The organism is Budvicia diplopodorum (assembly GCF_009800925.1).
GTDB lineage: Bacteria > Pseudomonadota > Gammaproteobacteria > Enterobacterales > Enterobacteriaceae > Budvicia > Budvicia diplopodorum.
In genome coordinates this window covers 65,942-92,052 of the sequence record NZ_WOYF01000007.1, presented here as the reverse complement: position 1 = coordinate 92,052, position 26,111 = coordinate 65,942, and the positions used below count along the sequence as shown (strand labels likewise).

General features: G+C 47.1%; 19 protein-coding genes and 7 tRNA genes. 23 read left to right on the top strand and 3 right to left on the bottom strand.

Going from position 1 to position 26,111, the window contains the following annotated elements:
* Positions 1–90: 90 nt before the first annotated feature.
* The 6 genes from ybfE to fur all read left to right on the top strand — a co-directional run bounded on the left by ybfE (position 91) and on the right by fur (position 5,733).
* A complete protein-coding gene (gene ybfE / locus GVI43_RS09020) occupies positions 91–381 on the top strand; it encodes a LexA regulated protein (RefSeq protein WP_159566534.1) in 291 nt (96 codons plus the stop codon).
* Between the two features lie 141 nt (positions 382–522).
* The gene (gene fldA, locus GVI43_RS09015; protein WP_159566533.1) at positions 523–1,038 is read left to right on the top strand and encodes a flavodoxin FldA; all 516 of its coding nucleotides are present in this window, start codon (positions 523–525) and stop codon (positions 1,036–1,038) included.
* Positions 1,039–1,607: 569 nt separating this feature from the next.
* Complete coding sequence (locus GVI43_RS09010) at positions 1,608–3,674, top strand: carbon starvation CstA family protein (RefSeq protein ID WP_159566532.1); 2,067 nt, start codon at positions 1,608–1,610, stop codon at positions 3,672–3,674.
* 82 nt (positions 3,675–3,756) lie between these two features.
* Entirely contained in the window at positions 3,757–3,951 is a 195-nt protein-coding gene (locus tag GVI43_RS09005) for a YbdD/YjiX family protein (RefSeq protein WP_159566531.1), read from the top strand.
* 99 nt (positions 3,952–4,050) lie between these two features.
* Entirely contained in the window at positions 4,051–5,100 is a 1,050-nt protein-coding gene (locus tag GVI43_RS09000; protein WP_159566530.1) for a CobW family GTP-binding protein, read from the top strand.
* Positions 5,101–5,283: 183 nt separating this feature from the next.
* The gene (fur, locus tag GVI43_RS08995) at positions 5,284–5,733 is read left to right on the top strand and encodes a ferric iron uptake transcriptional regulator (protein WP_159566529.1); all 450 of its coding nucleotides are present in this window, start codon (positions 5,284–5,286) and stop codon (positions 5,731–5,733) included.
* Positions 5,734–5,834: 101 nt separating this feature from the next.
* On the opposite strand, the gene glnS is transcribed toward fur, so the two are convergent.
* Both glnS and nagE read right to left on the bottom strand, forming a co-directional pair.
* Positions 5,835–7,505, bottom strand: coding sequence for a glutamine--tRNA ligase (gene glnS, locus GVI43_RS08990; protein ID WP_159566528.1), 1,671 nt, complete (start codon positions 7,503–7,505; stop codon positions 5,835–5,837).
* 293 nt (positions 7,506–7,798) lie between these two features.
* Positions 7,799–9,754: a PTS N-acetyl glucosamine transporter subunit IIABC gene (gene nagE / locus GVI43_RS08985; protein ID WP_159566527.1), complete on the bottom strand. Its 1,956-nt coding sequence runs from the start codon at positions 9,752–9,754 to the stop codon at positions 7,799–7,801.
* Between the two features lie 392 nt (positions 9,755–10,146).
* On the opposite strand from nagE, the gene nagB reads away from it, so the two are divergent.
* The 11 genes from nagB (at position 10,147) to GVI43_RS08930 (ending at position 16,451) form a co-directional block, all read left to right on the top strand.
* Positions 10,147–10,947, top strand: coding sequence for a glucosamine-6-phosphate deaminase (gene nagB, locus GVI43_RS08980; protein ID WP_159566526.1), 801 nt, complete (start codon positions 10,147–10,149; stop codon positions 10,945–10,947).
* A 20-nt stretch (positions 10,948–10,967) separates the two neighbouring features.
* Positions 10,968–12,113 carry an N-acetylglucosamine-6-phosphate deacetylase gene (gene nagA, locus GVI43_RS08975; RefSeq protein ID WP_159566525.1) on the top strand — a complete coding sequence of 382 codons (1,146 nt, stop codon included), beginning with the start codon at positions 10,968–10,970 and terminating at the stop codon, positions 12,111–12,113.
* A 31-nt stretch (positions 12,114–12,144) separates the two neighbouring features.
* Positions 12,145–13,368, top strand: a complete 1,224-nt coding sequence (gene nagC / locus GVI43_RS08970; protein ID WP_159566608.1) for a DNA-binding transcriptional regulator NagC — start codon at positions 12,145–12,147, stop codon at positions 13,366–13,368.
* A gap of 264 nt (positions 13,369–13,632) precedes the next feature.
* Positions 13,633–15,300: an asparagine synthase B gene (asnB, locus tag GVI43_RS08965; protein ID WP_159566524.1), complete on the top strand. Its 1,668-nt coding sequence runs from the start codon at positions 13,633–13,635 to the stop codon at positions 15,298–15,300.
* A gap of 260 nt (positions 15,301–15,560) precedes the next feature.
* Positions 15,561–15,637 (top strand) — tRNA-Met (locus GVI43_RS08960).
* Between the two features lie 8 nt (positions 15,638–15,645).
* Positions 15,646–15,730: transfer RNA gene (locus GVI43_RS08955), tRNA-Leu, on the top strand.
* A 24-nt stretch (positions 15,731–15,754) separates the two neighbouring features.
* Positions 15,755–15,829, top strand: a tRNA-Gln gene (locus GVI43_RS08950).
* Positions 15,830–15,885: 56 nt separating this feature from the next.
* Positions 15,886–15,960, top strand: a tRNA-Gln gene (locus tag GVI43_RS08945).
* A gap of 222 nt (positions 15,961–16,182) precedes the next feature.
* Positions 16,183–16,259: transfer RNA gene (locus GVI43_RS08940), tRNA-Met, on the top strand.
* Between the two features lie 8 nt (positions 16,260–16,267).
* A tRNA-Leu gene (locus tag GVI43_RS08935) sits at positions 16,268–16,352 on the top strand.
* A 24-nt stretch (positions 16,353–16,376) separates the two neighbouring features.
* Positions 16,377–16,451: transfer RNA gene (locus tag GVI43_RS08930), tRNA-Gln, on the top strand.
* A gap of 112 nt (positions 16,452–16,563) precedes the next feature.
* Here the strand turns inward: GVI43_RS08930 and ubiF are convergent.
* Positions 16,564–17,754, bottom strand: coding sequence for a 3-demethoxyubiquinol 3-hydroxylase (ubiF, locus tag GVI43_RS08925; protein WP_159566607.1), 1,191 nt, complete (start codon positions 17,752–17,754; stop codon positions 16,564–16,566).
* A 159-nt stretch (positions 17,755–17,913) separates the two neighbouring features.
* Between ubiF and miaB the strand changes: the two genes are divergently transcribed.
* The 6 genes from miaB (at position 17,914) to lnt (ending at position 26,109) form a co-directional block, all read left to right on the top strand.
* Positions 17,914–19,338: a tRNA (N6-isopentenyl adenosine(37)-C2)-methylthiotransferase MiaB gene (gene miaB / locus GVI43_RS08920; RefSeq protein WP_159566523.1), complete on the top strand. Its 1,425-nt coding sequence runs from the start codon at positions 17,914–17,916 to the stop codon at positions 19,336–19,338.
* 337 nt (positions 19,339–19,675) lie between these two features.
* The gene (locus GVI43_RS08915; RefSeq protein WP_159566522.1) at positions 19,676–21,889 is read left to right on the top strand and encodes an autotransporter outer membrane beta-barrel domain-containing protein; all 2,214 of its coding nucleotides are present in this window, start codon (positions 19,676–19,678) and stop codon (positions 21,887–21,889) included.
* Positions 21,890–22,133: 244 nt separating this feature from the next.
* The gene (locus tag GVI43_RS08910; protein WP_170324322.1) at positions 22,134–23,189 is read left to right on the top strand and encodes a PhoH family protein; all 1,056 of its coding nucleotides are present in this window, start codon (positions 22,134–22,136) and stop codon (positions 23,187–23,189) included.
* On the top strand, positions 23,190–23,675 hold the full coding sequence (ybeY, locus tag GVI43_RS08905; protein ID WP_159566520.1) for an rRNA maturation RNase YbeY: 486 nt from the start codon (positions 23,190–23,192) through the stop codon (positions 23,673–23,675).
* A gap of 18 nt (positions 23,676–23,693) precedes the next feature.
* The gene (corC, locus tag GVI43_RS08900; protein ID WP_159566519.1) at positions 23,694–24,572 is read left to right on the top strand and encodes a CNNM family magnesium/cobalt transport protein CorC; all 879 of its coding nucleotides are present in this window, start codon (positions 23,694–23,696) and stop codon (positions 24,570–24,572) included.
* Positions 24,573–24,579: 7 nt separating this feature from the next.
* On the top strand, positions 24,580–26,109 hold the full coding sequence (gene lnt, locus GVI43_RS08895) for an apolipoprotein N-acyltransferase (protein ID WP_159566518.1): 1,530 nt from the start codon (positions 24,580–24,582) through the stop codon (positions 26,107–26,109).
* Positions 26,110–26,111: the final 2 nt, after the last annotated feature.

Below are 26,111 nucleotides of genomic sequence, written 5' to 3'. Positions count from 1 at the left end.
TGAGCTCTCCATCGCTCCATCATTGATGGTCACGGTTGGTTGAACGCTCGGTTTTTTGTATTTATCTGGTTTCATATACTCACTGATTTTATGGCAAAAGAACAATTAGATCGTACCACGCTGGATCTTTTCGCGGATGAACGTCGCCCCGGGCGGCCTAAAACCAGTACCTTGCCCCGTGACGCGCAATTACGAATCAATAAGCGTAATCAGCTAAAACGAGACAAAGTTCGTGGTCTAAAACGCGTTGAGCTAAAGCTGACTCAAGAAGCGGTTGATGCGTTAGATGGGCTGTCAGAAATCCATCAAATAAATCGCAGTGAGCTGATCGAATTCCTGCTGTTGAACGAATACAAAAGGCTCAAGAAAAGCCGCTCATAAAACGCAGGCAGTTAGATCCCCACACTCCCCGCCGCCAGACGGTTATCGTGTAGATTAACGATGCCATCGAGCACCAACAATGTTATATTATTGAATACGACGTATTAATATCCATACAATATTTATAAGGTGTAACACGCTATGGCAACCGTAGGTATCTTCTTTGGTAGCGACACTGGCAATACTGAAAACATTGCCAAGATGATTCAAAAGCAGTTGGGCAAAGATATTGTCGAAATATACGATATAGCAAAAAGTAGCCAAGAAGATATCAATCGTTTCGATACGCTGCTTCTAGGCATACCAACCTGGTATTACGGTGAAGCACAGTGTGACTGGGATGACTTTTTCCCAACGCTGGAAGAGATCGACTTTGAAGGTAAGCTCGTAGCCATTTTTGGCTGTGGCGATCAAGAAGACTATGCAGAGTACTTCTGTGACGCAATGGGCACTATCCGCGACATCATTGAACCGCGTGGTGCAACCATTGTCGGTAACTGGCCAACGGCAGGCTACCAGTTTGAAGCATCGAAAGGCTTAGCCGATGACGATCACTTTATTGGCCTGGCCATTGATGAAGATCGCCAGCCAGAACTCACCGCAGAGCGAGTTTCCGCTTGGGTAAAACAGATTGCTGAAGAAATGAATCTGAACTGATCCATTATTCTATTCAGGCTGCATTACACAATATATATTTTATATCAGTAATGCAGCTATCAATATAAACTACACACCTATCAGCCAATCAATGTTATAACGCGCTGATTTATTATTTTTTGATATCCCCCACACAATCACCCTGCATTAATTACGGTTTTTAGTGATAATGAAAAACTAAAAAATTTGCCAACCTGTGAGCAAGTGCAAACTAGTTTTTTGAATCTGTTGATAAACTCTATGACACTAATAGTCTGAATGATGATTTTCACAGTATTAGTGATTCTTCATAAAACATCGTAATGACGATGTCATTTTTAACAAAAACCAATTAAAACACAAGCATACAACAGCTACTTGAAATATAAATCATTCAAGCTATATGGGCTCAGCCGTAATTAAGATGAGGTAAGAAACCAAAAATATGATTATCTGATTTCAGATACGCATTATTGATATAGATTAACTTGCTATATTCCAACTATCGTCTAGCAAGTATCTATTATAAATAATCTGAAAATAAACTTTTATTCCCTATTTTATTGTTTCCTACAAATGAGGAGGACCCTATGCGCAGCATAGCGTCTCATATTACTTGGATCGCCGTCGCTATACTTGGTGCCTGTGGACTAGCCATTATTGCTTTAAATAACGGTGAGAAAATTAACGCACTTTGGATTGTTGTTGTTGCAGTATGTGTTTATTTAATCGCTTATCGCTATTACAGCCGCTTTATTGCCGACAAAGTACTGCGTCTTGACGCAACCCGAATGACGCCAGCCTACCGGCATAATGACGGGCTGGACTATGTTCCTACCAATAAATATGTTCTGTATGGTCACCATTTTGCAGCCATTGCCGGAGCAGGCCCATTAGTTGGCCCGGTTTTAGCGGCACAAATGGGCTATTTACCCGGAATGATCTGGATTCTGGCCGGCGTGGTTTTTGCCGGTGCGGTTCAAGACTTTATGGTGCTGTTTGTCTCAACCCGGCGCGACGGACGTTCGCTGGGCGATTTAGTTAAATCAGAGCTTGGCACCATTCCGGGAGTGATTGCGCTATTCGGCGCATTTATGATCATGATTATCATTCTGGCCGTACTTGCGCTCATCGTAGTCAAGGCGCTCATTAACAGCCCGTGGGGTGCCTTTACCGTTGGCGTTACCATTCCAATTGCGCTGTTTATGGGGGTTTATACTCGCTATATTCGACCGGGTAAAATTGGTGAAATATCTATTATCGGATTTGTGTTGCTGATGCTGGCGATTATCTACGGCGGGGAAGTGGCGAAAAGCGAAACGCTGGCACCTTACTTTACCTTAGATGGGATCCAACTGACCTGGGCGCTGATTATTTATGGCGGCATCGCCTCCGTACTACCGGTTTGGCTATTGCTTGCACCGCGCGACTATCTGTCCACCTTCCTAAAAATCGGTACCATTGTTGGTCTGGCTATCGGCATTGTTATTATCGCCCCTGATTTACAAATGCCGGCAACCACCAAGTTTATTGATGGTACTGGCCCGGTATGGGCAGGCAACCTCTTCCCGTTCTTATTTATTACCATTGCCTGCGGTGCAATCTCTGGCTTCCACGCCCTGATTGCCTCTGGTACTACGCCAAAGATGCTTGAAAATGAGAACCACGCGCGCTTTATCGGCTATGGCGGCATGTTGATGGAATCGTTTGTTGCCATTATGGCGCTGATTGCTGCATCGGTTATCGATCCGGGCGTTTACTTTGCGATGAATAGCCCGCTGGCGCTTCTGGGGCCAACGGTCGAGTCAGCCGCATCGGTTGTCAGTTCATGGGGCTTTGTCGTAACGCCCGATGTGCTGGTCCAGTATGCAAAAGACGTGGGTGAAACAACCATCGTTTCCCGTGCCGGTGGAGCACCAACCTTGGCGGTGGGTATGGCCCACATTTTGAGCCAAATAACCGGCCCAAGCATGATGGCGTTCTGGTATCACTTTGCCATTCTATTCGAAGCCTTATTTATTCTTACCGCCGTTGACGCCGGTACCCGTGCAGGTCGCTTTATGCTTCAGGATTTGCTGGGGACGTTTGTTCCTTCAATGAAACGTACTGACTCTTTCGTTGCTAACATCACGGCAACCGGCCTTTGCGTGGCCGCATGGGGTTACTTCTTGTATCAGGGCGTGGTCGATCCTCTCGGTGGAATTAACACCCTATGGCCACTATTTGGCATTGCCAACCAAATGCTGGCGGCCATCGCACTCACGCTTTGCGCGGTAGTATTGTTTAAGATGAAGCGCGAGAAGTACGCTTGGGTGGCCGTTGTTCCGACCATATTCTTACTGGTTTGTACGCTAACTGCAGGATGGCAAAAAGTATTTGATGCCAATCCGCGCGTTGGCTTCCTTGCGTTGGCGAAAAAATATCAGGTCTCTCTTGATGAAGGTAAGATTCTTGCTCCGGCAAAATCTCTCGATCAAATGAGCTCGCTGATATTCAACAACCAGTTGGATGCCGGCCTTACGCTGCTATTCATGTTTGTTATGCTTAGCGTTGTGGTATTCGGTTTACGCACCGCGTTTAAAGCGCGCGCAAATCCGATCGCTACGGCCAATGAAATTCCTTATCAGGCCATGCCTACAACGGCCGGTCAGGCTTAAGTAAAATAGCAACGGTAAACGATGGCGGTAGCTGAAGAGAGATTCTCGGTTACCGCCATCACCGTCAGGGGAGTCTATCGCTATGTTCGAAGATCTGGCAAAAGTAGGACGATACCTTGGTCAGGCTGCTCGTCTGATGGTCGGTGTCCCGGACTATGATAATTACGTCCAGCATATGCGCCTTACTCATCCCGAGCAGGAAGCCATGACCTATGAAGAGTTTTTCCGCGAACGTCAGGAAGCCCGCTATGGCGGCGGAAACGGGCCGTGTTGTTAAATATAAATTGTTAAATCATACATTGCTAAATCACAAAACGGTGTGCCAATTCAATACACCTCCAGTCACGTTTAACATGACGGTAAAAGGCTATACGCTATGACCACCCCATCTCCATTGCCGGTCACGATACTGACCGGTTTTTTAGGTTCCGGGAAAACCACGCTAATTAATCATTTGCTGGAACAGTATCCCGACGAGCGAATTGCCATCATTGAGAATGAGTTTGGCGCCGTCGGCGTTGACGGCGGATTACTTGGGAAACACAGCGCAATTGAAGTGATAGAACTGACTAACGGCTGCGTATGCTGTAGCGTCAGAGGCGAATTGACCGAAGCATTGCACGATTTACTGAACCGCAGAGACACCGGAGCGTTACGGTTTGATCGACTACTTTTGGAAACCACCGGACTGGCCGATCCTGCGCCGATAATTCAGACTTTTTTTGTTGATGAAATTTTACGACAGCGATTACAGCTGGATGCGGTTGTCACGCTGGTCGACGCTGAACATGCCCAGAAGCAGTTAACTGAACATCGGGTTGCCGTTTCTCAGGTAGGATTTGCCGATCGTTTAATTCTGACTAAGCTCGATCGTATTGATACACAGACCAAAGCGTTACTGCTCGATCGCCTGCGTAAAATTAACGCCCGCGCAATCATGTGTGAAGCTGACCACGGCCTGATTGATAAATCAGCATGGATCAATATTCAGGCGTTCAACCTCGATGATTCATTCAACGTTGATCCCGCCTTTACCCTTTCGCCAAAAGCTCATTATAATTCGGTAGCATTTCGACCGATAACGCCATCGCCAACGCTTTTGAACCGTTCGTGGAATGACGACATTACCTCCCACGTTTTTGAAGCAGGCGACGTCGATATCAAACTCATTGGCGCATTTATGGAAACAGCCATCGAAAAATATGGCAATGACATGCTACGCTATAAGGGTATCTTGGCGATTAACGATGAACCTCGCAGGTTGATTGTTCAGGGAGTGCACCGCGTTGTTGGCTTTGATTACGGAGCCGCATGGAGTACTAACGAAACTCGCCAAACGCTGCTAGTGATTATCGGGCGTAATTTACCCATCGATATATTAAGAAACGATTTTTTGGCAACGGCCAAGACAACCGTAGGCGGCTAGCCAAAGTGGAAAAATATTGTCCACATGAATCATAAGGTTACTGATACTGTATTGTTACATTGGCATACGTTTAATTTCAGCTGGTGATTTCCATTTCATGTATCGGCCTCTATAATGATATATTGTATTTAAGTTAACCGTTCGCTAGCGATTCGTGGCGTCCCGAATTTAGGAATAATCTGCATGACTGATAATAATATTGCGCTGAAGAGGGCTGGCCTGAAAATTACGCTTCCACGGCTAAAAATTCTGGAAATACTTCAGGAACCAGAAAATCATCACGTCAGCGCGGAAGATTTATATAAAAGACTGATCGACATGGGCGAAGAAATTGGTTTAGCAACGGTTTACCGCGTACTAAACCAGTTTGACGATGCCGGCATCGTTACCCGCCACAGTTTTGAAGGTGGTAAATCGGTCTTCGAACTCACTCAACAGCATCATCACGATCATCTAATTTGTCTGGACTGTGGTCGCGTTATTGAATTTAGAGATGAATTCATTGAACAACGCCAGCGTGAAATTGCCGAAAAATACAATATCAGGCTAACCAACCATAGCCTGTATCTGTACGGAAAATGTCAAACAGGTGACTGTCGCAAAGACGACTCACTGCATGACCCGCGAGCTTAACTGACTCGGCGATTATCGGATAAAACCGACAATCATTAAAAAGCCCGAACGCTATTGCTTCGGGCTTTTTTATACACCAACGGCCATAACGCCATTATTACTTAGGAACTAGCCTGAGCCGTCCAAGTATCGCGTAAACCAACGGTACGGTTGAAGACCAGCTTATCTGCCGATGAATGGCGATTATCCGCACAGAAATAACCTTCCCGCTCAAACTGATAGGCAAACTCAGGTTTAGCATTTTTCAGGCTTGGCTCAACAAAACCATGAGAAACGGATAAAGATTCAATATTGATAGTCGATAAGAAATCTTCTGCAGCCCCCGGGTTAGGCACATTGAACAGGCATTCATAAAGACGGAACTCGGCCGCAAGCGCATGGGCAGCAGACACCCAGTGGATCACGCCTTTTGCCTTACGCCCGTCAGCCGGATCTTTACCCAGCGTATCGGGATCGTAAGTACAGTAGATGCAGGTAATATTACCGTCGGCATCTTTATCGGCGCGCTCAGCTTTAATAATGTAGGCGTTTCTTAGGCGAACTTCTTTACCCAATACCAAACGCTTATATTGCTTATTGGCTTCTTCACGAAAATCGGCACGGTCGATATACAGTTCGCGGCTAAACGGTACGCTGCGGGTTCCCATTTCAGGCTTATTAGGATGCGCGCCAACCGCCAGAATCTCTTCATGGCCCTGCGGTGCATTCTCAATAATGACCTTAATCGGGTTTAATACCGCCATTGCACGCGGAGCGTTTTCATTAAGATCTTCGCGAATGCAGGTTTCTAACGCCACCATTTCAACGTTATTATCCTGCTTGGTAATTCCAATGCGGCGACAGAATTCGCGAATAGACGCAGCGGTATAACCGCGACGGCGCAGGCCAGAGATCGTTGGCATACGAGGATCGTCCCACCCTTCTACCAGCTTTTCCGTCACTAGTTGATTTAACTTACGCTTCGACATAATGGCGTATTCTAAATTCAGGCGGGAAAACTCATACTGGCGCGGATGACAGGCGATAGTAATGTTATCTAATACCCAGTCATACAGACGACGGTTGTCCTGAAATTCTAGGGTACATAGCGAATGCGTAATGCCTTCTAACGCATCAGAAATACAATGGGTGAAGTCATACATCGGGTAGATGCACCACTTGCTGCCGGTCTGATGATGATCGGCAAACTTAATCCGATACAGTACCGGATCGCGCATCACCATAAACGATGAACCCATATCAATTTTAGCGCGCAGGCAGGCTGAGCCTTCGGCGAACTCGCCGTTTTTCATTTTCTCAAACAGCGCTAAGTTTTCTTCGATACTGCGATCGCGATACGGGCTGTTTTTACCCGCTTCGGTTAACGTTCCGCGATACTGACGCATCTCTTCAGCCGTCAGTTCATCAACGTAGGCTAAGCCTTTAGTGATAAGCTCAACGGCATACTGATGCAGTTGATCAAAATAGTCAGAAGAATAACGCACGGCGCCATCCCAGTGGAAACCCAACCACTGGACGTCATTTTTAATTGATTCTACGTACTCAATATCTTCTTTTACCGGGTTAGTATCATCAAAGCGCAGGTTGCATAACCCCTGATAATCCTGAGCAATACCGAAATTCAGGCAAATGGATTTGGCATGGCCAATGTGAAGATAACCATTTGGCTCTGGTGGAAAACGAGTCTGTACAGATTGGTGCTTACCGGATGCTAAATCTTCGTCAATAATTTGACGAATAAAATTAGTTGGGCGAACTTCAGCCTCACTCATTTATTTCTTCCTCTATACAAAAGCGCTCACACGTATTTAGCCAAAATCATTCAAGTTACCGTCAGGCGGCAAGCGCGCCGGTAACTTGAAGTATGACGGATATAACCTCTTATAATCCAACAACAGCCTTCCAGACACAACCGTTAGTTACATCAAAAGATATTTGTCGTCGATTATTTACTCACATGGCATTGGTTCTATGTTACCCGACGGGCAGTTAGAAATAAAAAAAGCGGAAAGGTTTTACCCTTTCCGCTCTCAATATTGACTATCTAGTCGATAAGTTTAAATGCTTACCCTTTGATATCAAAAAGCCTAGTCTGACCCGCGACGACGCTTCCTGCGGCAATATCTACTACGCCGGAGAAGTCATCGATATTACTCACTACGACAGGACTGATAATGGAAGCAGCGTTCTGCGAAAGATAATCGAGATCCAGTTCAAGTACCGGATCGCCAGCTTTCACCGTAGAGCCTTCTTCAGCTAAACGTTTAAAACCCTGACCGTTTAACTTAACGGTATCAATACCAATATGAACAACAACTTCGGCACCGTCTTCGGTTTCTAAACAGAATGCGTGGTTGGTACCAAAAATCTTAACCAGCACACCGTTTGCCGGTGCTACCACCAAATTCCCCGTAGGGCGAATGGCAATACCGTCACCAACCGCTTTGCTGGCAAACGCTTCGTCAGGCACGCTTTCTAACGCAACGATATCACCCGTAATTGGCGATACTAACGAGCTTAACTTAGAGGCTTTATTGGTCGTCACGGTTGCCTGAGGAGCTGGCGCTGGTGCAGTTGTTGCTGCCGCAGCGGCTTGAGCAACGGCCGTTGGCGCTGCGCCAGAGGCAATCACTTTACGCATACTGTCAGCAATCGATTCGGCTTTTGCACCCACGATAATCTGAATACTTTGTTTGTTCAGCTTAACCACACCGGCTGCGCCTAAACGCTTAGCGGCATTTGAATCAACGATGCCAGAGTCTTTTACGGTTAAACGTAAACGAGTGATACAGGCGTCAATGCCGGTCAGGTTATTGCTACCGCCGATAGCGCCAATGTAGCTAATGGCTAATGCATCCAGACCTTCATTGGTATTGCTGTTGGCTTCCGGTAAAACTTCGTCAGTATCGTCTTCACGGCCCGGCGTTTTCAGATTGAACGCACGGATAATGACGGTGAACAGAACAAAGTAAACGGCGAAAGCCACCACGCCCATAACCAACAACATCCAAACGTTGCTGCTCGCAGCCGGCAGTTTATACATTAACGCATAGTCAATGGCGCCCGCAGAGAAGGTAAATCCTGCGTGGATACCAAGAGCGGTTGCAATGTATAGACTGATACCGGTAAGGATAGCGTGAACTAAATACAGCAGCGGAGCCAGGAACATGAACATGAATTCCAGCGGCTCGGTAACGCCGGTCAGGAATGCCGTTAACGCAACGGATACCAATAAACCACCGACAGCAGAACGACGCGCAGGCTTAGCGGCAAAGTACATAGCAAATGCCGCACCCGGCAGACCAAACATCATGATCGGGAAGAAGCCCGACATAAACATACCTGCGGTCGCATCACCGTTATAGAAACGGTTGATATCACCGTGGAATACTTTGCCCGCAGCGTCGGTGTAGTCACCAATTTGGAACCAAGCAATGGTATTAAGAACCTGATGTAGGCCGGTAGGAATCAACAGACGGTTAACGAAACCGAAGATACCAGAGCCCAATGCGCCTTGAGATACAATCCATTCACCACCCAGCTGTATAGCATGCTGAATTGGAGGCCAGACATAACCAAAAATCGCAGCAAGAATTAAGCAGAAAAACCCTGTTGCAATGGGAACAAAACGCTTACCGCCGAAGAATGATAAGAAATCAGGTAACTTGATATCAGACCAACGGTTATATACGGCACCGCCGACCAGACCTGCAATAATACCGGCTAATACGCCCATATTAATGGTGGCTTCAATCGTGACCGTTGCTTTTGTTAAAATAAAGAAACCAACTGCACCCGCTAAGGCCGCAGAACCCGCGTTATCTTTAGACCAGGTTGATGCAACACCGATAGCAAAAATCAGCGCCAGATTATCAAAGATAGCGCCACCGGCCTGAGCCATAAACGCTAAGTTTAATAAATCTGGTTGACCAAAACGCAGCATTAATGCTGCAACGGGTAGTACGGCGATCGGAAGTTGTAGCGATCGCCCTAGTCGTTGAAAAAATCCAAGTATATTCACCTTGTTTCCCCCTGCATGTCCCAAAATAGGACTTATATTTTTATACTCAACAATAAGGCGTCTAAGGTAACCGCGCTTTTGCTACAGATAGAGCTACTTAATAGACAAGATACAGCTTAAGACCTACTCAAGATACAGTGTAAAAAATATATTTCGCATCGCAAATTAAAACCTCCTAATTTGTGATAAATATCACCAAAAACTCTATTTAACCACCCTAAAGACTAGCTATAGAGCCTAACTTATTTTATTATTAAAAATATCAGATTAACGGCATGTTAGAAACGCGTATGTATAACGTAGGCTATAGTTATAGCCATAAATTTCACCCTATTACGTTTAACTTCACGCATTTCAGTATAGCCAGTATTGTGTCACTAAGAGGTATATACATGAGACTTATTCCACTTGAAAGCGCTAAAGACGTTGGCCTATGGTCCGCACGCCACATTGTAAACCGTATCAATGCCTTTAAACCAACGGCCGATCGCCCTTTTGTTTTGGGTTTGCCCACGGGCAGCACACCGTTAAGTACTTATATTCGCTTAATTGAACTCTATAAAGCTGGTGAAGTTAGTTTTAAGCACGTCGTAACGTTCAACATGGATGAGTATGTAGGATTAGAAGAATCTCATCCACAAAGCTATCATGCGTTTATGCATAATAATTTTTTCAGCCACGTTGATATTCAAGCTGAAAATATCAATTTACTAGACGGCAATGCCAGCGATATTACGGCAGAATGCAAACGCTATGAAGATAAAATTAAGTCTTATGGCCATATTCACCTGTTTATGGGCGGCGTTGGTAATGACGGGCACATCGCCTTTAATGAGCCAGCCTCTTCTTTAGCATCCCGTACCAGAATTAAAACGCTGACCGAAGAAACCCGCATTGCTAATTCACGCTTTTTTGACAACGACATTAATCAAGTGCCTAAATATGCATTAACAATTGGCGTAGGTACGCTGATGGATGCGCTTGAGGTGATGATTTTAGTAACCGGTCATAACAAAGCGTTGGCATTGCAAGCTGGGGTTGAAGGCTGTGTTAACCATCTTTGGACCGTATCTGCACTGCAATTACATCCAAAAGCTATCATCGTCTGTGATGAGCCATCAACGATGGAACTTAAAATTAAAACGGTAAAATATTTCCGCGAACTTGAAGCCGAAAATATTAAAGATCTGTAATCTGCACTGCGGGGTTTACCATGTACGCTTTGACTCACTGCCGGATCTACACCGGTCATGATATGCTCGATAACCATGCGGTGATCGTCGCTGATGGCTTGATAAAACAGGTATGCCCTCAGTCCGATCTACCGGCAGGTATCGACGTTATCGATCTACAGGGTGCCATCTTGGCACCAGGATTCATCGACACTCAGCTCAATGGCTGCGGTGGCGTTCAGTTTAATGACTCGCTGGATGCTATATCGATTGATACCCTTGAAATAATGCAACGGGCGAATGAAAAGTCAGGTTGTACTAGCTATCTTCCAACGCTTATCACCTCAAGTGATGAGTTAATGAAATACGCCATTGAAGTCATGCGTAAATATCTAGCCACCCATGCTAATCAGGCTTTAGGCCTTCATATTGAAGGACCCTATATCAACCCGGTTAAGAAAGGGACTCATAATCCTGACTTTATCCGCAAGCCTGATGCCGCAATGATTGACTACCTTTGCGCCAATGCTGACGTTATTACTAAAGTGACGCTAGCGCCGGAACGGGTTGAAAACCATTATATTCGCCAGCTAGTTGACGCGGGTATTGTGGTTTCTGCGGGCCACTCCAACGCAACCTATGAACAAGCACGCGATGGATTTTCTGCCGGTATTAGCTTTGCGACTCACCTTTACAATGCCATGCCGTACGTCACCGGCCGAGAGCCCGGTCTGGTGGGCGCAATTTTTGATACTCCAGAGGTTTATACGGGTATCATCGCCGACGGTCACCACGTAGCCTGGCCCAGCATTCGTAACGCTCAACGTCTAAAAGGTGACAAACTGGTATTAGTTACCGATGCCACAGCCCCCGCTGGTGCGAATATAGATCATTTTATTTTTGCCGGTAAACCCGTATATTACCGTAACGGAATGTGTGTGGATGAGAATGGAACCCTCAGTGGTTCCGCATTAACCATGATTGAAGCTGTTGCTAACAGCGTTCAGTTTGTTGGTATTCCCCTCGATGAAGCCATTCGGATGGCAACGCTTTACCCTGCCAGAGCCTTAGGCGTATCTCAACGCTTAGGAAGCATCGAACCGGGAAAAATTGCTAACCTCACCGCATTTACCCACGATTTTAACGTTACTCATACCTGCGTAAATGGGGAAATGAGGCCATGCTAATTACGAAGATAAATAGGAAATAAAGGTCATGATGACGACGGGTGGTCAAATTGGTAACATCGATCTGGTGAAACAACTCAATGGTGCGGTTGTTTATCGACTCATCGATCAACAAGGTCCGATCTCCCGTATACAAATTGCTGAACTGAGCCATCTTGCCCCCGCCAGTATCACTAAAATTACCCGGCAGCTTCTTGACCGGGGCCTGATAAAAGAGGTTGAACAACAGGCTTCAACCGGTGGCCGCAGGGCGGTTTCTATTGTGACTGAAAATAGAGCCTTCCATACGGTCGCTATTCGCCTCGGTCGAAACGGCGCGACCATCACACTGTATAACCTGAGTGGAAAACCGTTAGCCGAAGAGGCCTATTCACTTCCTGAGCGAACTCAAGAAACCTTAGAAATAGGCTTATTGAACGCTATTGCTGCGTTTATCAACACCTTCACCAATAAAATTCGCGAACTGATCGCCATCGCTATTTCGTTACCCGGCTTAGTCAATCCTGAAGATGGCATAGTCAAATATATGCCACACATGAGCGTGAATGACTGGCAATTAGAAAAAGCTATCCGTGAGCGATTCAAAGTCAGCTGTTTTATCGGTCACGACATTCGTGCGTTAGCGCTAGCCGAGCACTATTTTGGCGCAACGCAGGAATGTGAAGATTCAATGTTAGTAAGAGTTCATCGGGGAACCGGCGCGGGCTTTATTATTAATGGGCAGATTTTCCTTGGTAAGAACCGCAACGTCGGTGAACTGGGCCATATTCAAATCGATCCGTTAGGTGAACGCTGCTATTGCGGCAACTTTGGCTGCCTTGAAACCGTCGCCTCTAATGCGGCCATAGAGCAGCGGGTTCGTAATCTGTTAATTCAAGGCTACCAAAGCAAACTCACGCTAGACGATTGCAGCATCTCGGCTATTTGCAAAGCGGCGAATAAAGGCGATGAACTGGCCGTTAACGTTATCGATCGGGTTGGGCGTTCTCTGGGGCGCGCTATTTCCATGGCGATTAACCTGTTTAATCCTCAAAAAGTGGTCATTACCGGCGATATCGCCGAAGCCGAAAAAATCTTATTGGCTGCGATTCAAGGCTGTATCGATAATCAGGTTTTGATTAATTTCAGAAAAGATTTGCCCGTAGTAATTTCCCAACTCGACCACCGTTCCGCCATTGGCTCATTTGCATTGGTAAAACGTTCAATGCTAAGCGGTGTGCTATTACAGCATCTGCTCGGTGACAGTAACGAGTAGTCTCCTGCCCTGTTTTTATTCATCTATTCGATACGCCGTGCAATGCCCCATTCTCGGGCATTGCACTGAAATAGATCCGTTATTGCACCCGAGTAGTGCAAATCAACTGCTATGATCATCAATAGCGTCAAACCAACGCCATCTCATCTATATCAATCAGATACCAAGTCTGGCTTAGTTATTGCATAGATTGCATAGATGGAAAATTAGGTTAATTTAGTATTTAGCGACTAATTCAATGACAACTGAACAAGAGAGATAACAATGTGCTCAATATTTGGTGTACTCGATATTAAATCTAACCCGGTTGAGTTGCGTAAAAAGGCATTAGAGATGTCTCGTTTAATGCGCCACCGGGGTCCTGACTGGTCCGGTGTTTATGCGTCAGATACCGCGATTTTGGCCCATGAACGCTTATCTATTGTCGACGTTAATAACGGCGCTCAGCCGCTTTATAATGCTGCCCACACTCACATTCTGGCCGTTAACGGTGAAATTTATAACCATCAGGAAATTCGCCGTCGGTTAAAAGACACATATGAATTTCAGACCGAATCTGACTGCGAAGTTATTTTGGCGCTCTATCAGGAAAAAGGCATTGATTTTCTGGACGACCTACAGGGGATGTTTGCCTTTATTCTGTATGACAGCGTCAACAACAGCTATCTGATAGGCCGCGACCACATCGGCATTATCCCGCTATATACGGGCCACGATGAAAACGGCAATTTCTACGTTGCATCAGAAATGAAAGCGCTGGTTCCGGTGTGCAAAACCATTAAAGAATTTCCGGCCGGCAGCTATATGTCGAGTAATGACCACCAGATTAAGCGTTATTACCAACGCGACTGGATGGAATTCGACAGCGTCAAACACAACCCTACCGACGCCAATGAGTTACGTAATGCGTTAGAAGAGTCGGTAAAAAGCCACCTGATGTCGGACGTTCCCTACGGCGTATTGCTCTCCGGAGGCCTTGATTCATCGGTTATTTCCGCTATTACCAAAAAGTATGCCGCCCGCCGTATCGAAGACGATGAGCGCAGTGAAGCCTGGTGGCCGCAGCTACACTCTTTTGCCGTAGGGCTTGAAGGTTCACCGGACCTGCTAGCTGCACAAAAGGTAGCCAATCATTTAGGCACAGTTCATCACGAAATCTACTTCACGGTACAGGAAGGAATGGACGCCATTCGTGATGTGATTTACCACATCGAAACCTATGATGTAACCACCATCCGGGCGTCTACCCCCATGTACCTGATGGCCCGAAAAATTAAGGCCATGGGCATCAAAATGGTGCTATCCGGCGAAGGGGCTGATGAAGTATTTGGCGGGTATCTTTATTTCCACAAAGCCCCAAATGCGAAAGAGTTCCATGAAGAGACGGTACGCAAGCTATTAGCCTTACATATGTATGACTGCGCCAGAGCCAATAAGGCCATGTCGGCCTGGGGTGTTGAGGCCCGGGTGCCGTTTCTGGATAAAAAATTCCTTGATGTTGCGATGCGCATTAATCCTGAAGATAAAATGTGCGGCAACGGAAAAATGGAAAAGCACATTGTGCGCGAATGTTTTGAATCTTACCTGCCAGCCAGCGTGGCCTGGAGGCAAAAAGAACAGTTCTCTGACGGGGTTGGCTATAGCTGGATTGATACGTTAAAAGAGGTCGCGGCTAAACAGATTACCGATCAACAGTTGGAAACGGCAAAATTCCGCTTCGCTTACAATACGCCGACGTCAAAAGAGGCCTATTTGTACCGAGAGATATTTGAAGAGCTATTTCCGTTACCCAGTGCCGCAGAATGCGTTCCCGGTGGCCCTTCCGTTGCCTGTTCTTCGGCTAAGGCCATCGAATGGGATGAATCATTTAAAAGAATGGACGATCCTTCCGGACGTGCGGTTGGGGTTCATCAGTCAGCCTACAAAAAATAATTTATCGTTGATGTAGGACGGTGAAAATCACACAATAAAAGCGGGTGAATATCGCCTGCTTTTGCTTTTTCATTCCGCCGCTGACTACGCGTGAAATGACATAAGAAAAGCCTGATCCCGTCTTTTTTATCATCATATCGGTTATAAGCCAAACAATCAGACCGTACAGAGCGACTTATAGCAAAAAACTTGTTGACGGAAAGGAACCAGATACGCATAATGCGCCCCGCAACGCCGTTGAAGGTTAAGCAAAATGTTATGGCTACGTAGCTCAGTTGGTTAGAGCACATCACTCATAATGATGGGGTCACAGGTTCGAATCCCGTCGTAGCCACCATAATATTTGCGGGAGTGGCGAAATTGGTAGACGCACCAGATTTAGGTTCTGGCGCCGCAAGGTGTGCGAGTTCAAGTCTCGCCTCCCGCACCATTTCCTTCAATGACAATGCTCGGGTGGGGTATCGCCAAGCGGTAAGGCAACGGGTTTTGATCCCGTCATCCCCAGGTTCGAATCCTGGTACCCCAGCCATTTTCACTTTCTTCTTGAAGCGATCTCAAATTGAAGTGATATCAAAAATTATCCTTTGGGGTATCGCCAAGCGGTAAGGCAACGGGTTTTGATCCCGTCATTCCCAGGTTCGAATCCTGGTACCCCAGCCATTTCCTCCCTCTTTTTCTGTCTCCATTAAGCCCGATATATTTCTTATTTTTTTCTGCTATTTCTTCCCACTACGTTTAATCACATCACTATTATTGCCATTCAATTACCGCTGGCCAATCGGCTACAACTTAAGCAAACAAATCACCAAACCCTTGACGAAACCAACCCAGATACGGATAATGCGCTGCGCAATTCAGTTGAAAGTTATGCAAAGACGTTATGGCTACGTAGCTCAGTTGGTTAGAGCACATCACTCATAATGATGGGGTCACAGGTTCGAATCCCGTCGTAGCCACCATAATATTTGCGGGAGTGGCGAAATTGGTAGACGCACCAGATTTAGGTTCTGGCGCCGCAAGGTGTGCGAGTTCAAGTCTCGCCTCCCGCACCATTTCTTTCAACGACAACGCTCGGATGGGGTATCGCCAAGCGGTAAGGCAACGGGTTTTGATCCCGTCATCCCCAGGTTCGAATCCTGGTACCCCAGCCATTTTTCTCTTCCAATCTTTATCTGCTCTTACTTTTCCATTTCCCAAATATTTCCCAAATGCAAAAAACCCGCCTTAGCGAGTTTTTAATCAGTACGGCAAACCTTCACAACCTTAAAGGCCCAGCGCATATTTCAGCGCCCACTCCTTAAGCTTGCCTGCACGCTGAGCCGCCATGAGCGCTAGGTTCCTGATCAGGCGCAACGGGGGAATGTCATTGCTAAACGCTTTATAAAAAATGTCCATTCCTGCCTGCATCAGTAAATTGTCAGGATAACGCCGGAGCTGATACCGGCTGAGGACCTCATCAGAAGCGTAGTCTTTACCTTCTTTATGCGCATTCAGTAGCACATCCAGCAGCACTTCCACATCCCGATAGCCTAAATTCACGCCCTGCCCTGCCAGCGGATTAATGGTATGGGCCGCATCACCGACAATCACCACGCCAGATTTGAAATAACGCTGCGCATGGCGGCGGATCAGTGGAAAAGAAGCGGTCGCTTTAGCATTAACCGCGCCTAATCGCTCTGGAAAAGCAGCGGCAATTTCGCTATCGAGTTCCGGTAATGAAAGAGACTGTAAATGGCGAATTCTGGCCGGAGAGTCATACCATACCAGTGAAGCATGACGGTCGGACAAGGGTAAAAAAGCCCGAGGACCCGAAGGATAAAATTTCTGCCAGGTAACGTCCTGAGGAAGTTGTTGAGTTTCAACTGAAATCAACATGCACGACTGACGATATTGCCAGCCGGTAGTACCAATTCCGGCCAGTTTGCGCACCATAGAATTAGCGCCGTCTGCGCCAATTACCAGCGGAGAACGCAAACAGTCACCGCTATCTAATATCACATCCCACTGAGCTGGATCTTGGGTCGTTCTTACCATCCGCTCTAGCCTAGCCGGGCAAAAAAGCGCTAAATCAGGATACCGCTCAAACTGCTGCCACAGCCCAAGCTGAATTAGCCGGTTTTCAACCATAAAACCTAACTCAGGCAGTGAAAGAGACGCTGCGTCAAAAACAACCTTAGACTCATCCCACTCCCAGGTTTCAAGCCGGCGATAAGGCGTAATCCGCATTTTCTTAATATCAGGCCAGACACCCAAACGCTCAAGTAAGGCGACTGAAGTACACCCAATCGCAGAAATTCGTATATCTGGTTGGCTATCTGCTATAAATTCAGACGGGCTTTGGTGTTCGATAATCGCAACCGACCAGCCCGACTGAGCTAAACCCAAAGCAACAGCGGCACCGACCATGCCGCCGCCAACGATAATGGCATCATAATTTTTTATAGTATTTTTCATCATTTAACCCCACCACCTGTCATCCTTACTAAAATAAAGTGTACCGGATTTTTACAATTCCTTCAGTCTTGAAGTTCGCCTATCTCTGGTCATGAGGCCAACAAACCATTACAATACGCGCCCTGCATAGGGTTTAACCTGTACTGAGTAAACGAATCGATGATTAAGAAACTATACATTAAGACCTGGGGCTGTCAGATGAATGAATATGATTCATCTAAAATGGCCGACTTATTAGAAAGTACTCATGGCTTAGAGCTAACTGAAATCGCTGAAGAGGCGGATGTTCTGCTATTGAATACCTGCTCGATTCGTGAAAAAGCACAGGAAAAAGTATTCCATCAGTTAGGGCGCTGGAAGAAATTTAAAGACTCACGGCCAGACATTATTATTGGTATCGGCGGGTGCGTTGCCTCACAGGAAGGTGAACATATCCGTCAAAGGGCACCTTTTGTTGATATTATTTTTGGGCCGCAAACCCTGCATCGCCTGCCTGAAATGATCAATCACGTCAGCGGTACTCGTAGCCCGGTGCTTGATATCAGTTTTCCAGAAATAGAAAAGTTTGACCGCCTGCCAGAGCCAAAAGCAGAGGGGCCAACCGCATTTGTTTCTATTATCGAAGGTTGTAATAAATACTGTACTTACTGCGTAGTTCCCTACACGCGCGGAGAAGAAGTCAGTCGCCCGTGCGATGACATTCTGTTTGAAATTGCCCAACTTGCCGCTCAGGGCGTGCGGGAAGTCAATCTGCTGGGTCAAAACGTAAACGCCTATCGTGGGCCTTCTTTTGAAGGCGGAATTTGTACCTTCGCCGAATTACTCCGTTTAGTGGCCAGCATTGATGGCATTGACCGCGTGCGCTTCACCACCAGCCACCCTATCGAATTTACCGACGACATCGTTGAAGTTTATAAAGATACCCCTGAGCTGGTTAGCTTCGTTCATTTACCGGTACAAAGCGGTTCCGATCGTATTCTGAACCTGATGAGCAGAACCCATACCGCGTTGGAATATAAATCTATCATCCGCAAGCTGCGGGCTGCTCGCCCGGATATTCTGGTGAGTTCTGACTTTATTGTCGGTTTCCCTGGCGAAACTCAGCAAGATTTCGAACAAACCATGAAGCTGATTGCCGATATCAATTTTGATATGAGCTACAGTTTTATCTTCTCAGCAAGGCCTGGAACGCCCGCAGCCGATATGGTTGACGATGTATCAGAAGAAGAGAAAAAGCAGCGTCTCTACCTCCTACAGGAACGAATTAATCAGCAGGCGATGCAATACAGCCGTCGCATGCAAGGCAGCGTTCAGCGCATTCTGGTTGACGGTACTTCCCGTAAGAGCATTATGGAGCTGTCCGGGCGCACTGAAAATAACAGAATTGTGAATTTCGAAGGTTCTCCGAACATGATCGGTAAATTTGTCGACGTCGAAATCGTTGACGTTTACTCGAATTCCCTGCGCGGTAAGCTGGTGAGAACCGAAGAAGAGATGAATCTTCGGGTTCAGGAATCGCCAGAAGCGATTATTGCCAGAACGCGTAAAGAAGACGCATTGGGCGTTGGTCAGTATCAGCCATAAAGCTGACTGTCCGTGATTTAAAAGGCCATAATGATGGCCTTTTTTGCATCTGCCATTTAGTCAGTTGGAATACCCACCACGATAGACAGTTCCTGTCCTCACAAAGAAGCCTTTTGGATAGCCTCTGGGCCGCCGCCATTCAGCGCGACAATTTGACGAGTGCGTAACTAGCACTATTCTTAATTATTAATACGCTAAGTAAGAGAAAGGGCGATAGCCGTAGCACGGAGTTTGTGCGTCTGTTTTATCCATCGGCCGCAGCTATACACAGCAGTTTTTAATTTTGCCAATATCGATAACTTTTTTGCGTCGTATAACATTAATGAGTGGAGGATGTATGCCTGTGGATATTCCGTCGTGCCAGTCTAACCAAACCTTGGGTAGGATAGTTCCGTCTGCCCTGCCCTTTATAGGTAACCATTTCTCTTTAACGCGTTTATACGAGAGATCCAGTATTGTCGCGGTAGCGCTGCTTTTCGGTTTATTTGCCGGACCGGTTTTAGCTGAAGACGTGATTTACCCCGGAGCCCCTCTGCAACCGGGGCTATTCGATTCGACCGTAAACTCTGTATATCCGATAGATGGCTGGATTAATAATACCGTTACGGTGAATGGCGGGGAACCTATTCTCGGCAACGTAGCGGGGGGAGTGAATTTCTTTATTCAGGACGCTACCATAAGCGGTAACGTAATACGGTTTAACGATGGTGTAGTATCACAGAATGTTATCGGTGCGGTGTCTAACGGCGGCACTTCCACAGGCAATAAAGTCTTTATTTCTGGCGGTTCGATTTTGATGAAAACGTCTGCGGGCATCGTATTGGATTTCGGCCTGCCGGGCAGTAATGGCTCTTATCAGGAGTTTAGTACCCTCTTCCTGTCCACCGGTAATACGTTGACTATAACCGGTGGCTCAGTGAGTGAAGAAGCCTACGGCGGATATTCGGTTGGTTCCGCAACCAATAATCAGATTATCTTTTCGGGTGGCTCCGTGGGATGGGCCATTGCGGGTGGGCTTGCGGGAGGAAACAGCGGAGGTCCTCAGAGAACCGGCATTGCAAGCGGTAACAGTGTGGTTATCTCCGGCGGCAGCGTGGGAGCCGGTGTACAGCCGCTCTCTCCATTCTTACCTGCTCCGGGCGTATACGGCGGAGCCAGCCTCAACGGTGCGGCTATTAATAACACAGTGACTGTTTCCGGTAACCCGGACCTGACGCTCGCCAGACTGGTTGGGGGATATAGCTACAGCGGCGACGACGCTTTTACCGGTAATACGCTAAACGTGCGTGAGTTTCAGGGCACGGTAGAAGGCATCCAAAATTTCCAGAACTACTATTTTCTCCTGCCTGCATCTCTGGCCAACGGAGATACCATGCTTTCTGCCACCACCACGCCTCCAGATATGACCGGCGCTACGGTCAATATGGATGTTGCGGAGGGCGGCACGCCTCTGGCCAAGGGGGACTCGGTAATATTAATCAGCAACGTCCAGAACTCGACTGCCAACGCGAGCGCTCAAGGGCGTAAAGGTTTATGGCTGCGGTATGATTTTGATCTGGCTACGGTTGGTCCCGCTCTGACCGCTACCGTAAGCAGGGTTCAGACCAATCCGCAGCTCAAGGCGCTGTCTGAAGGATATTTGATGGGGCTGGCTTCGGTAAATCAGGGCGCGGATTTACTGTTCAATCAGGGTATCAGAGCTGCTAACCACACCGCTGCAAATGATGACTCGGTTGGTTTTGCCGCGTTTTCCGGCGGTTCTAACCGCTATAATACCGGATCGCACGTGGACGTTGACGGCTTTTCTATGATGGCGGGAATCGCTCATAACTTTCTCGTTTCCGACGAGGGCTTGGGGAATGCGCTGTTGTTAGGCGTCTTTTTTGAGGCTGGAAAGGGGCAGTATGACACCTTCAATAGTTTCAGCAATGCACCTTCGATCTCAGCTAGCGGTGATACTTCATATACCGGCGGCGGTATTTTAGCTCGGTATGGTGCATCGTCAGGTGTATACCTTGAAGCGTCTGCCCGTGCGGGTGAAGTCGAGTCGGACTTTAACGGCGGCAACCTGCGGGACGCTACCGGAAGAAGCGCCGATTATGACAGTTCGACGCCTTACTACGGCACTCACGCCGGGTTGGGTTATCTATGGCAGATAACGAAAAGCGCCGGGCTGGATATTTCTACCCGATATATCTGGACGCATCAGGATCATGATTCGGTGAAAGTTTTGGATAATAGGGTTGATTTTGACGATGCGGATTCTCAACGTTGGCGTAACGGTGTTCGCTTTTCTTATGCAGTAAGCGATATGATTAGCCCTTATATCGGTGCTGCCTATGACTATGAGTTCGATGGTAAAGCCGGGGCTTCAGCCTACGGCAGCAGCATTGATGCGCCTGATTTGAAAGGCGGCACTGGCATTGGTGAACTTGGCCTCGCCGTTAATCCTATGGCGGGCGACCGGGTTTCCCTTGATTTCGGCGTTCAAGGATATACCGGCGTGAATGAAGGCGTCACAGGAAGCGCGAAGTTTGCGTTGAAGTTTTAATACTATTACCGGCAGGCAAGACGAATAGTCCGTTGTACAGGGCATGACCATAAGGGAGATTTCCCAGAGAAAAGGTCATGCCCTGTTTTTTTAGGAAGAAGCCAAAAACAGACTCTGGATAGTTAAACCAACAGTATTACCCGAAAGCACCATAGGAATAATGACTTAAGTTATCTATAATCAAAGTGAAAGTACCTGAGCGTACATAAGATTAACTTCGCAACTCAGCATGAAGAGGTCTGACTTGAATATAGATACCCAAGAAGTTTCGCTTGAACCCGCAGACAATGAACGCCTGAAAAACCTGTGCGGCCCGTTTGATGACAACATTAAGCAGCTTGAGCGACGTCTTGGCATTGAGATTAACCGCCGCGATAATAAATTTACGCTGGTTGGTCAATCGCCCTGTATTAGCGCTGCCAAAAACATTCTTTTAAACCTGTATGTGGATACCGCACCGGTCCGCGGCATCATGCACGATATCGAACCAGACCAAATCCATTTGGCTATTAAAGAATCTGGCGTGCTGGAGCAGATAACAGACTCCGTACCTGACTATGGCAAAGCGGTGATCATTAAGACTAAGCGCGGAATGATTAAGCCAAGAACGCCGAATCAGGCCCGCTATATTGCTAATATTCTCGATCATGACATCACGTTTGGCATTGGCCCCGCCGGTACCGGTAAAACCTACCTTGCCGTTGCGGCGGCAGTCGACGCGTTAGAGCGCCAGGAAATTCGTCGAATTTTACTCACCCGACCGGCCGTTGAAGCCGGAGAAAAACTGGGTTTCTTACCCGGTGATTTAAGCCAAAAGGTTGATCCTTATCTGCGCCCGCTGTACGACGCGCTGTTTGAAATGCTTGGCTTTGAAAAAGTAGAAAAATTAATCGAACGTAACGTCATTGAAGTCGCTCCGTTAGCCTATATGCGCGGGCGTACGCTGAATGACGCGTTTATTATTCTGGATGAGAGTCAAAATACGTCGATAGAACAAATGAAAATGTTCTTAACCCGTATCGGCTTTAACTCCAAAGCGGTTATTACCGGTGATATAACTCAAATAGACTTACCGAGAGCGCAAAAATCCGGATTACGCCACGCAATTGAAGTACTATCTGACGTCAATGAACTCAGCTTTAACTTCTTCCATAGTGAAGACGTAGTAAGGCATCCGATAGTTGCGCGTATTGTCGTTGCCTATGAAGCGTGGGAAGCTGAAGAGCAAAAGCGTAAAGATGCCCAAACAGAACAACGCAAACGTGACTATCAACAGGTTTCTGAATCGGACACGCATTAAATGACTATCGAGAGCAATCACGTAATTTTAGATTTACAAATAGCCTGTGAAGACGAGTTAGGGTTACCCAGCGAACAAGACTTTCAACGCTGGCTGGATGGAACAATTCTCTCTTTTCAGGCTGACTCAGAAGTAACGGTACGCTTGGTTGATATTGAAGAAAGCCAACGGCTTAACCATACCTATCGCGGCATGGATAAGCCAACTAATGTATTATCCTTTCCCTTTGAAGCGCCGCCTGAAATAGAGCTTCCCCTGTTAGGGGATTTGATCATCTGCCGTCAGGTTGTAGAAAGAGAAGCGAAAGAGCAAAATAAGATTTTATTCGCACATTGGGCGCATATGGTTGTCCATGGTAGCCTCCATCTGTTAGGGTATGACCACATCAACGATGATGATGCTGAAGAAATGGAGTCTTTAGAGACTGAGATCGTGCAAGAGTTAGGCTATCCTAACCCTTACGCCTCAGAAAAAGACACTGTCTAACTAACTAATAAAGAATGCATGAGCGACGATCATTCACAAAGCAACGATAGCCCCGTTGCCAAAAAGGGCTTTTTTTCACTAATTCTGGGTCAATTCTTTCACGGCGAGCCTAAAAACCGCGGCGATCTGGTTGAGCTAATTCGCGATTCAGAACAAAACGAGCTAATCGATCCCGATACCCGTGACATGCTGGAAGGCGTGATGGATATTGCGGAGCAACGGGTTCGCGACATCATGATCCCTCGTTCCCAGATGATTACCTTAAAACGGAATCAACCTCTGGAAGAGTGTCTGGACGTGATTATTGAGTCAGCCCACTCTCGCTTTCCGGTGATCAGCGAAGACAAAGACCATATTGAAGGCATTTTAATGGCAAAAGATTTATTGCCATTTATGAGTAAAGATTCTCAGCCTTTCAGTATTGATAAAGTCTTGCGCCCGGCCGTCGTGGTTCCTGAAAGCAAGCGGGTTGACCGCATGCTTAAAGAGTTCCGCTCCCAGCGCTATCACATGGCGATTGTAGTTGACGAATTTGGCGGCGTTTCCGGTCTGGTTACCATTGAAGACATTCTTGAGCTGATTGTTGGCGAAATCGAAGATGAATATGACGACGCGGAAGATCGTGACGTTCGCCAGCTTAGCCGCCATACGTTTACCGTCCGCGCGCTTACGCCAATCGAAGAGTTTAATGAGATCTTCTCAACCACCTTCAGCGATGAAGAAGTAGATACTATCGGCGGATTAATTATGCAAGCCTTTGGTCATTTACCGTCACGCGGAGAGATCATCACGATTGATGGCTATCAGTTCAAAGTGGCCATGGCGGACAGCCGGCGCATTATTCAGGTACATGCCACCATCCCTGATGAGTCACCACAACCTCAATTGGAAGAATAACTAGCCCATGGGCCGTACTCCCTTATTCAATCGCCAGTGGATCCGCATTCTACTGGCGTTATTTTTAGGCGCTTGTGGAACGCTTTCTCTGGCACCGTTTGATTTCTGGCCCGCATCCGTTATTTCGCTGTGCGGGCTTTTAGCGTTAACCTTAAACCGGCTACCGAAGCAGTCGATGGCGATTGCTTTTGTCTGGGGATTAGGGCTATTCAGCTCAGGGGTTAGCTGGGTTTATGTCAGCATTTCTGAATTCGGTGAACTACCGTTTGTCGTTAGCGTTGGGTTAGTCGTTCTATTAGCGGCCTACCTATCGCTCTATCCAATGCTGTTTGGCTGGCTATTAGCGAAGTTCTGGCCAAAAACGTCGGTGTGGCGTTTAGCTATTGCGGCCCCTGCCCTTTGGCAAATTACGGAATTTCTGCGCGGCTGGGTGTTTACCGGTTTCCCTTGGCTACAGTTTGGCTACGGTCAAATTGATGGCCCGCTAAAAGGTATTGCTCCCATCCTTGGCGTTGACGCTATCACCATGCTGTTGGTGGCTATCAGCGGTTTACTGGTGCTGGCTTTAACCGCTAAACGCATTATTCCGCTGGCCGCCGCCGTGCTGTTAGTGCTGGTATCTTGGCCGCTGAAGCAGCTTCAGTGGTTTACCGCTCAGCCTGAGCGCGCCGTTGATGTTGCATTGGTTCAGGGAAATATCGCTCAGTCCCTGAAGTGGGTGCAAGGGCAGCTGGCACCCACGCTTGAAGCCTATGTGAATTTATCTGAGCCCTACTTTGGAAAATCCCGCATTATCATCTGGCCAGAAGCCGCGATTCCCGATCTTGAAACTCGACAGTCGGATTTCCTGAGTAAATTAGATCGAGTAGCCCGCGAGAATAATTCCAGCCTGATTACCGGTATTATTGACTATCGCCGTTCTGCTGAGCGGTCTGATTACTACAATGCAATGATCGTATTGGGCAATGAAAAACCTTATCAGTACGCGGGCACAGACCGCTACAACAAACACCATTTAGTTATTTTTGGTGAATACGTACCGTTTGAATCTATTCTCCGGCCGCTGGCCACCTTTTTTAACCTACCAATGTCATCCATCAGCGAAGGGGAATATCGCCAACCGCCGGTAACGGCGAATGGGTACAAAATTACCAGCGTTATCTGCTATGAGGTCATTATCGGCCAGCAGGTCAGAGATAACTTCACGCCGGAAACCGATTTTCTGCTGACTATTTCTAATGATGCCTGGTTTGGCGACTCTATCGGCCCGTGGCAACATTTCCAGATGGTAAGAATGCGTGCGCTAGAGCTAGGTCGTCCGATGCTACGCAGTACTAACACGGGTATTACTGGTGCAATAGATGCCAACGGAGAAGCGATCGCCCAAATTCCCCAGTTCGAACGCAACGTGCTTAACGTGAAAGTTGCACCAACGACGGGCATGACGCCTTACGCGACTATGGGGTCGTTACCAATTTGGATAATTACCCTGTTACTGATTGGTAGTGCTTTGCTGTTTTCCCGCAGAACCAAATAAGC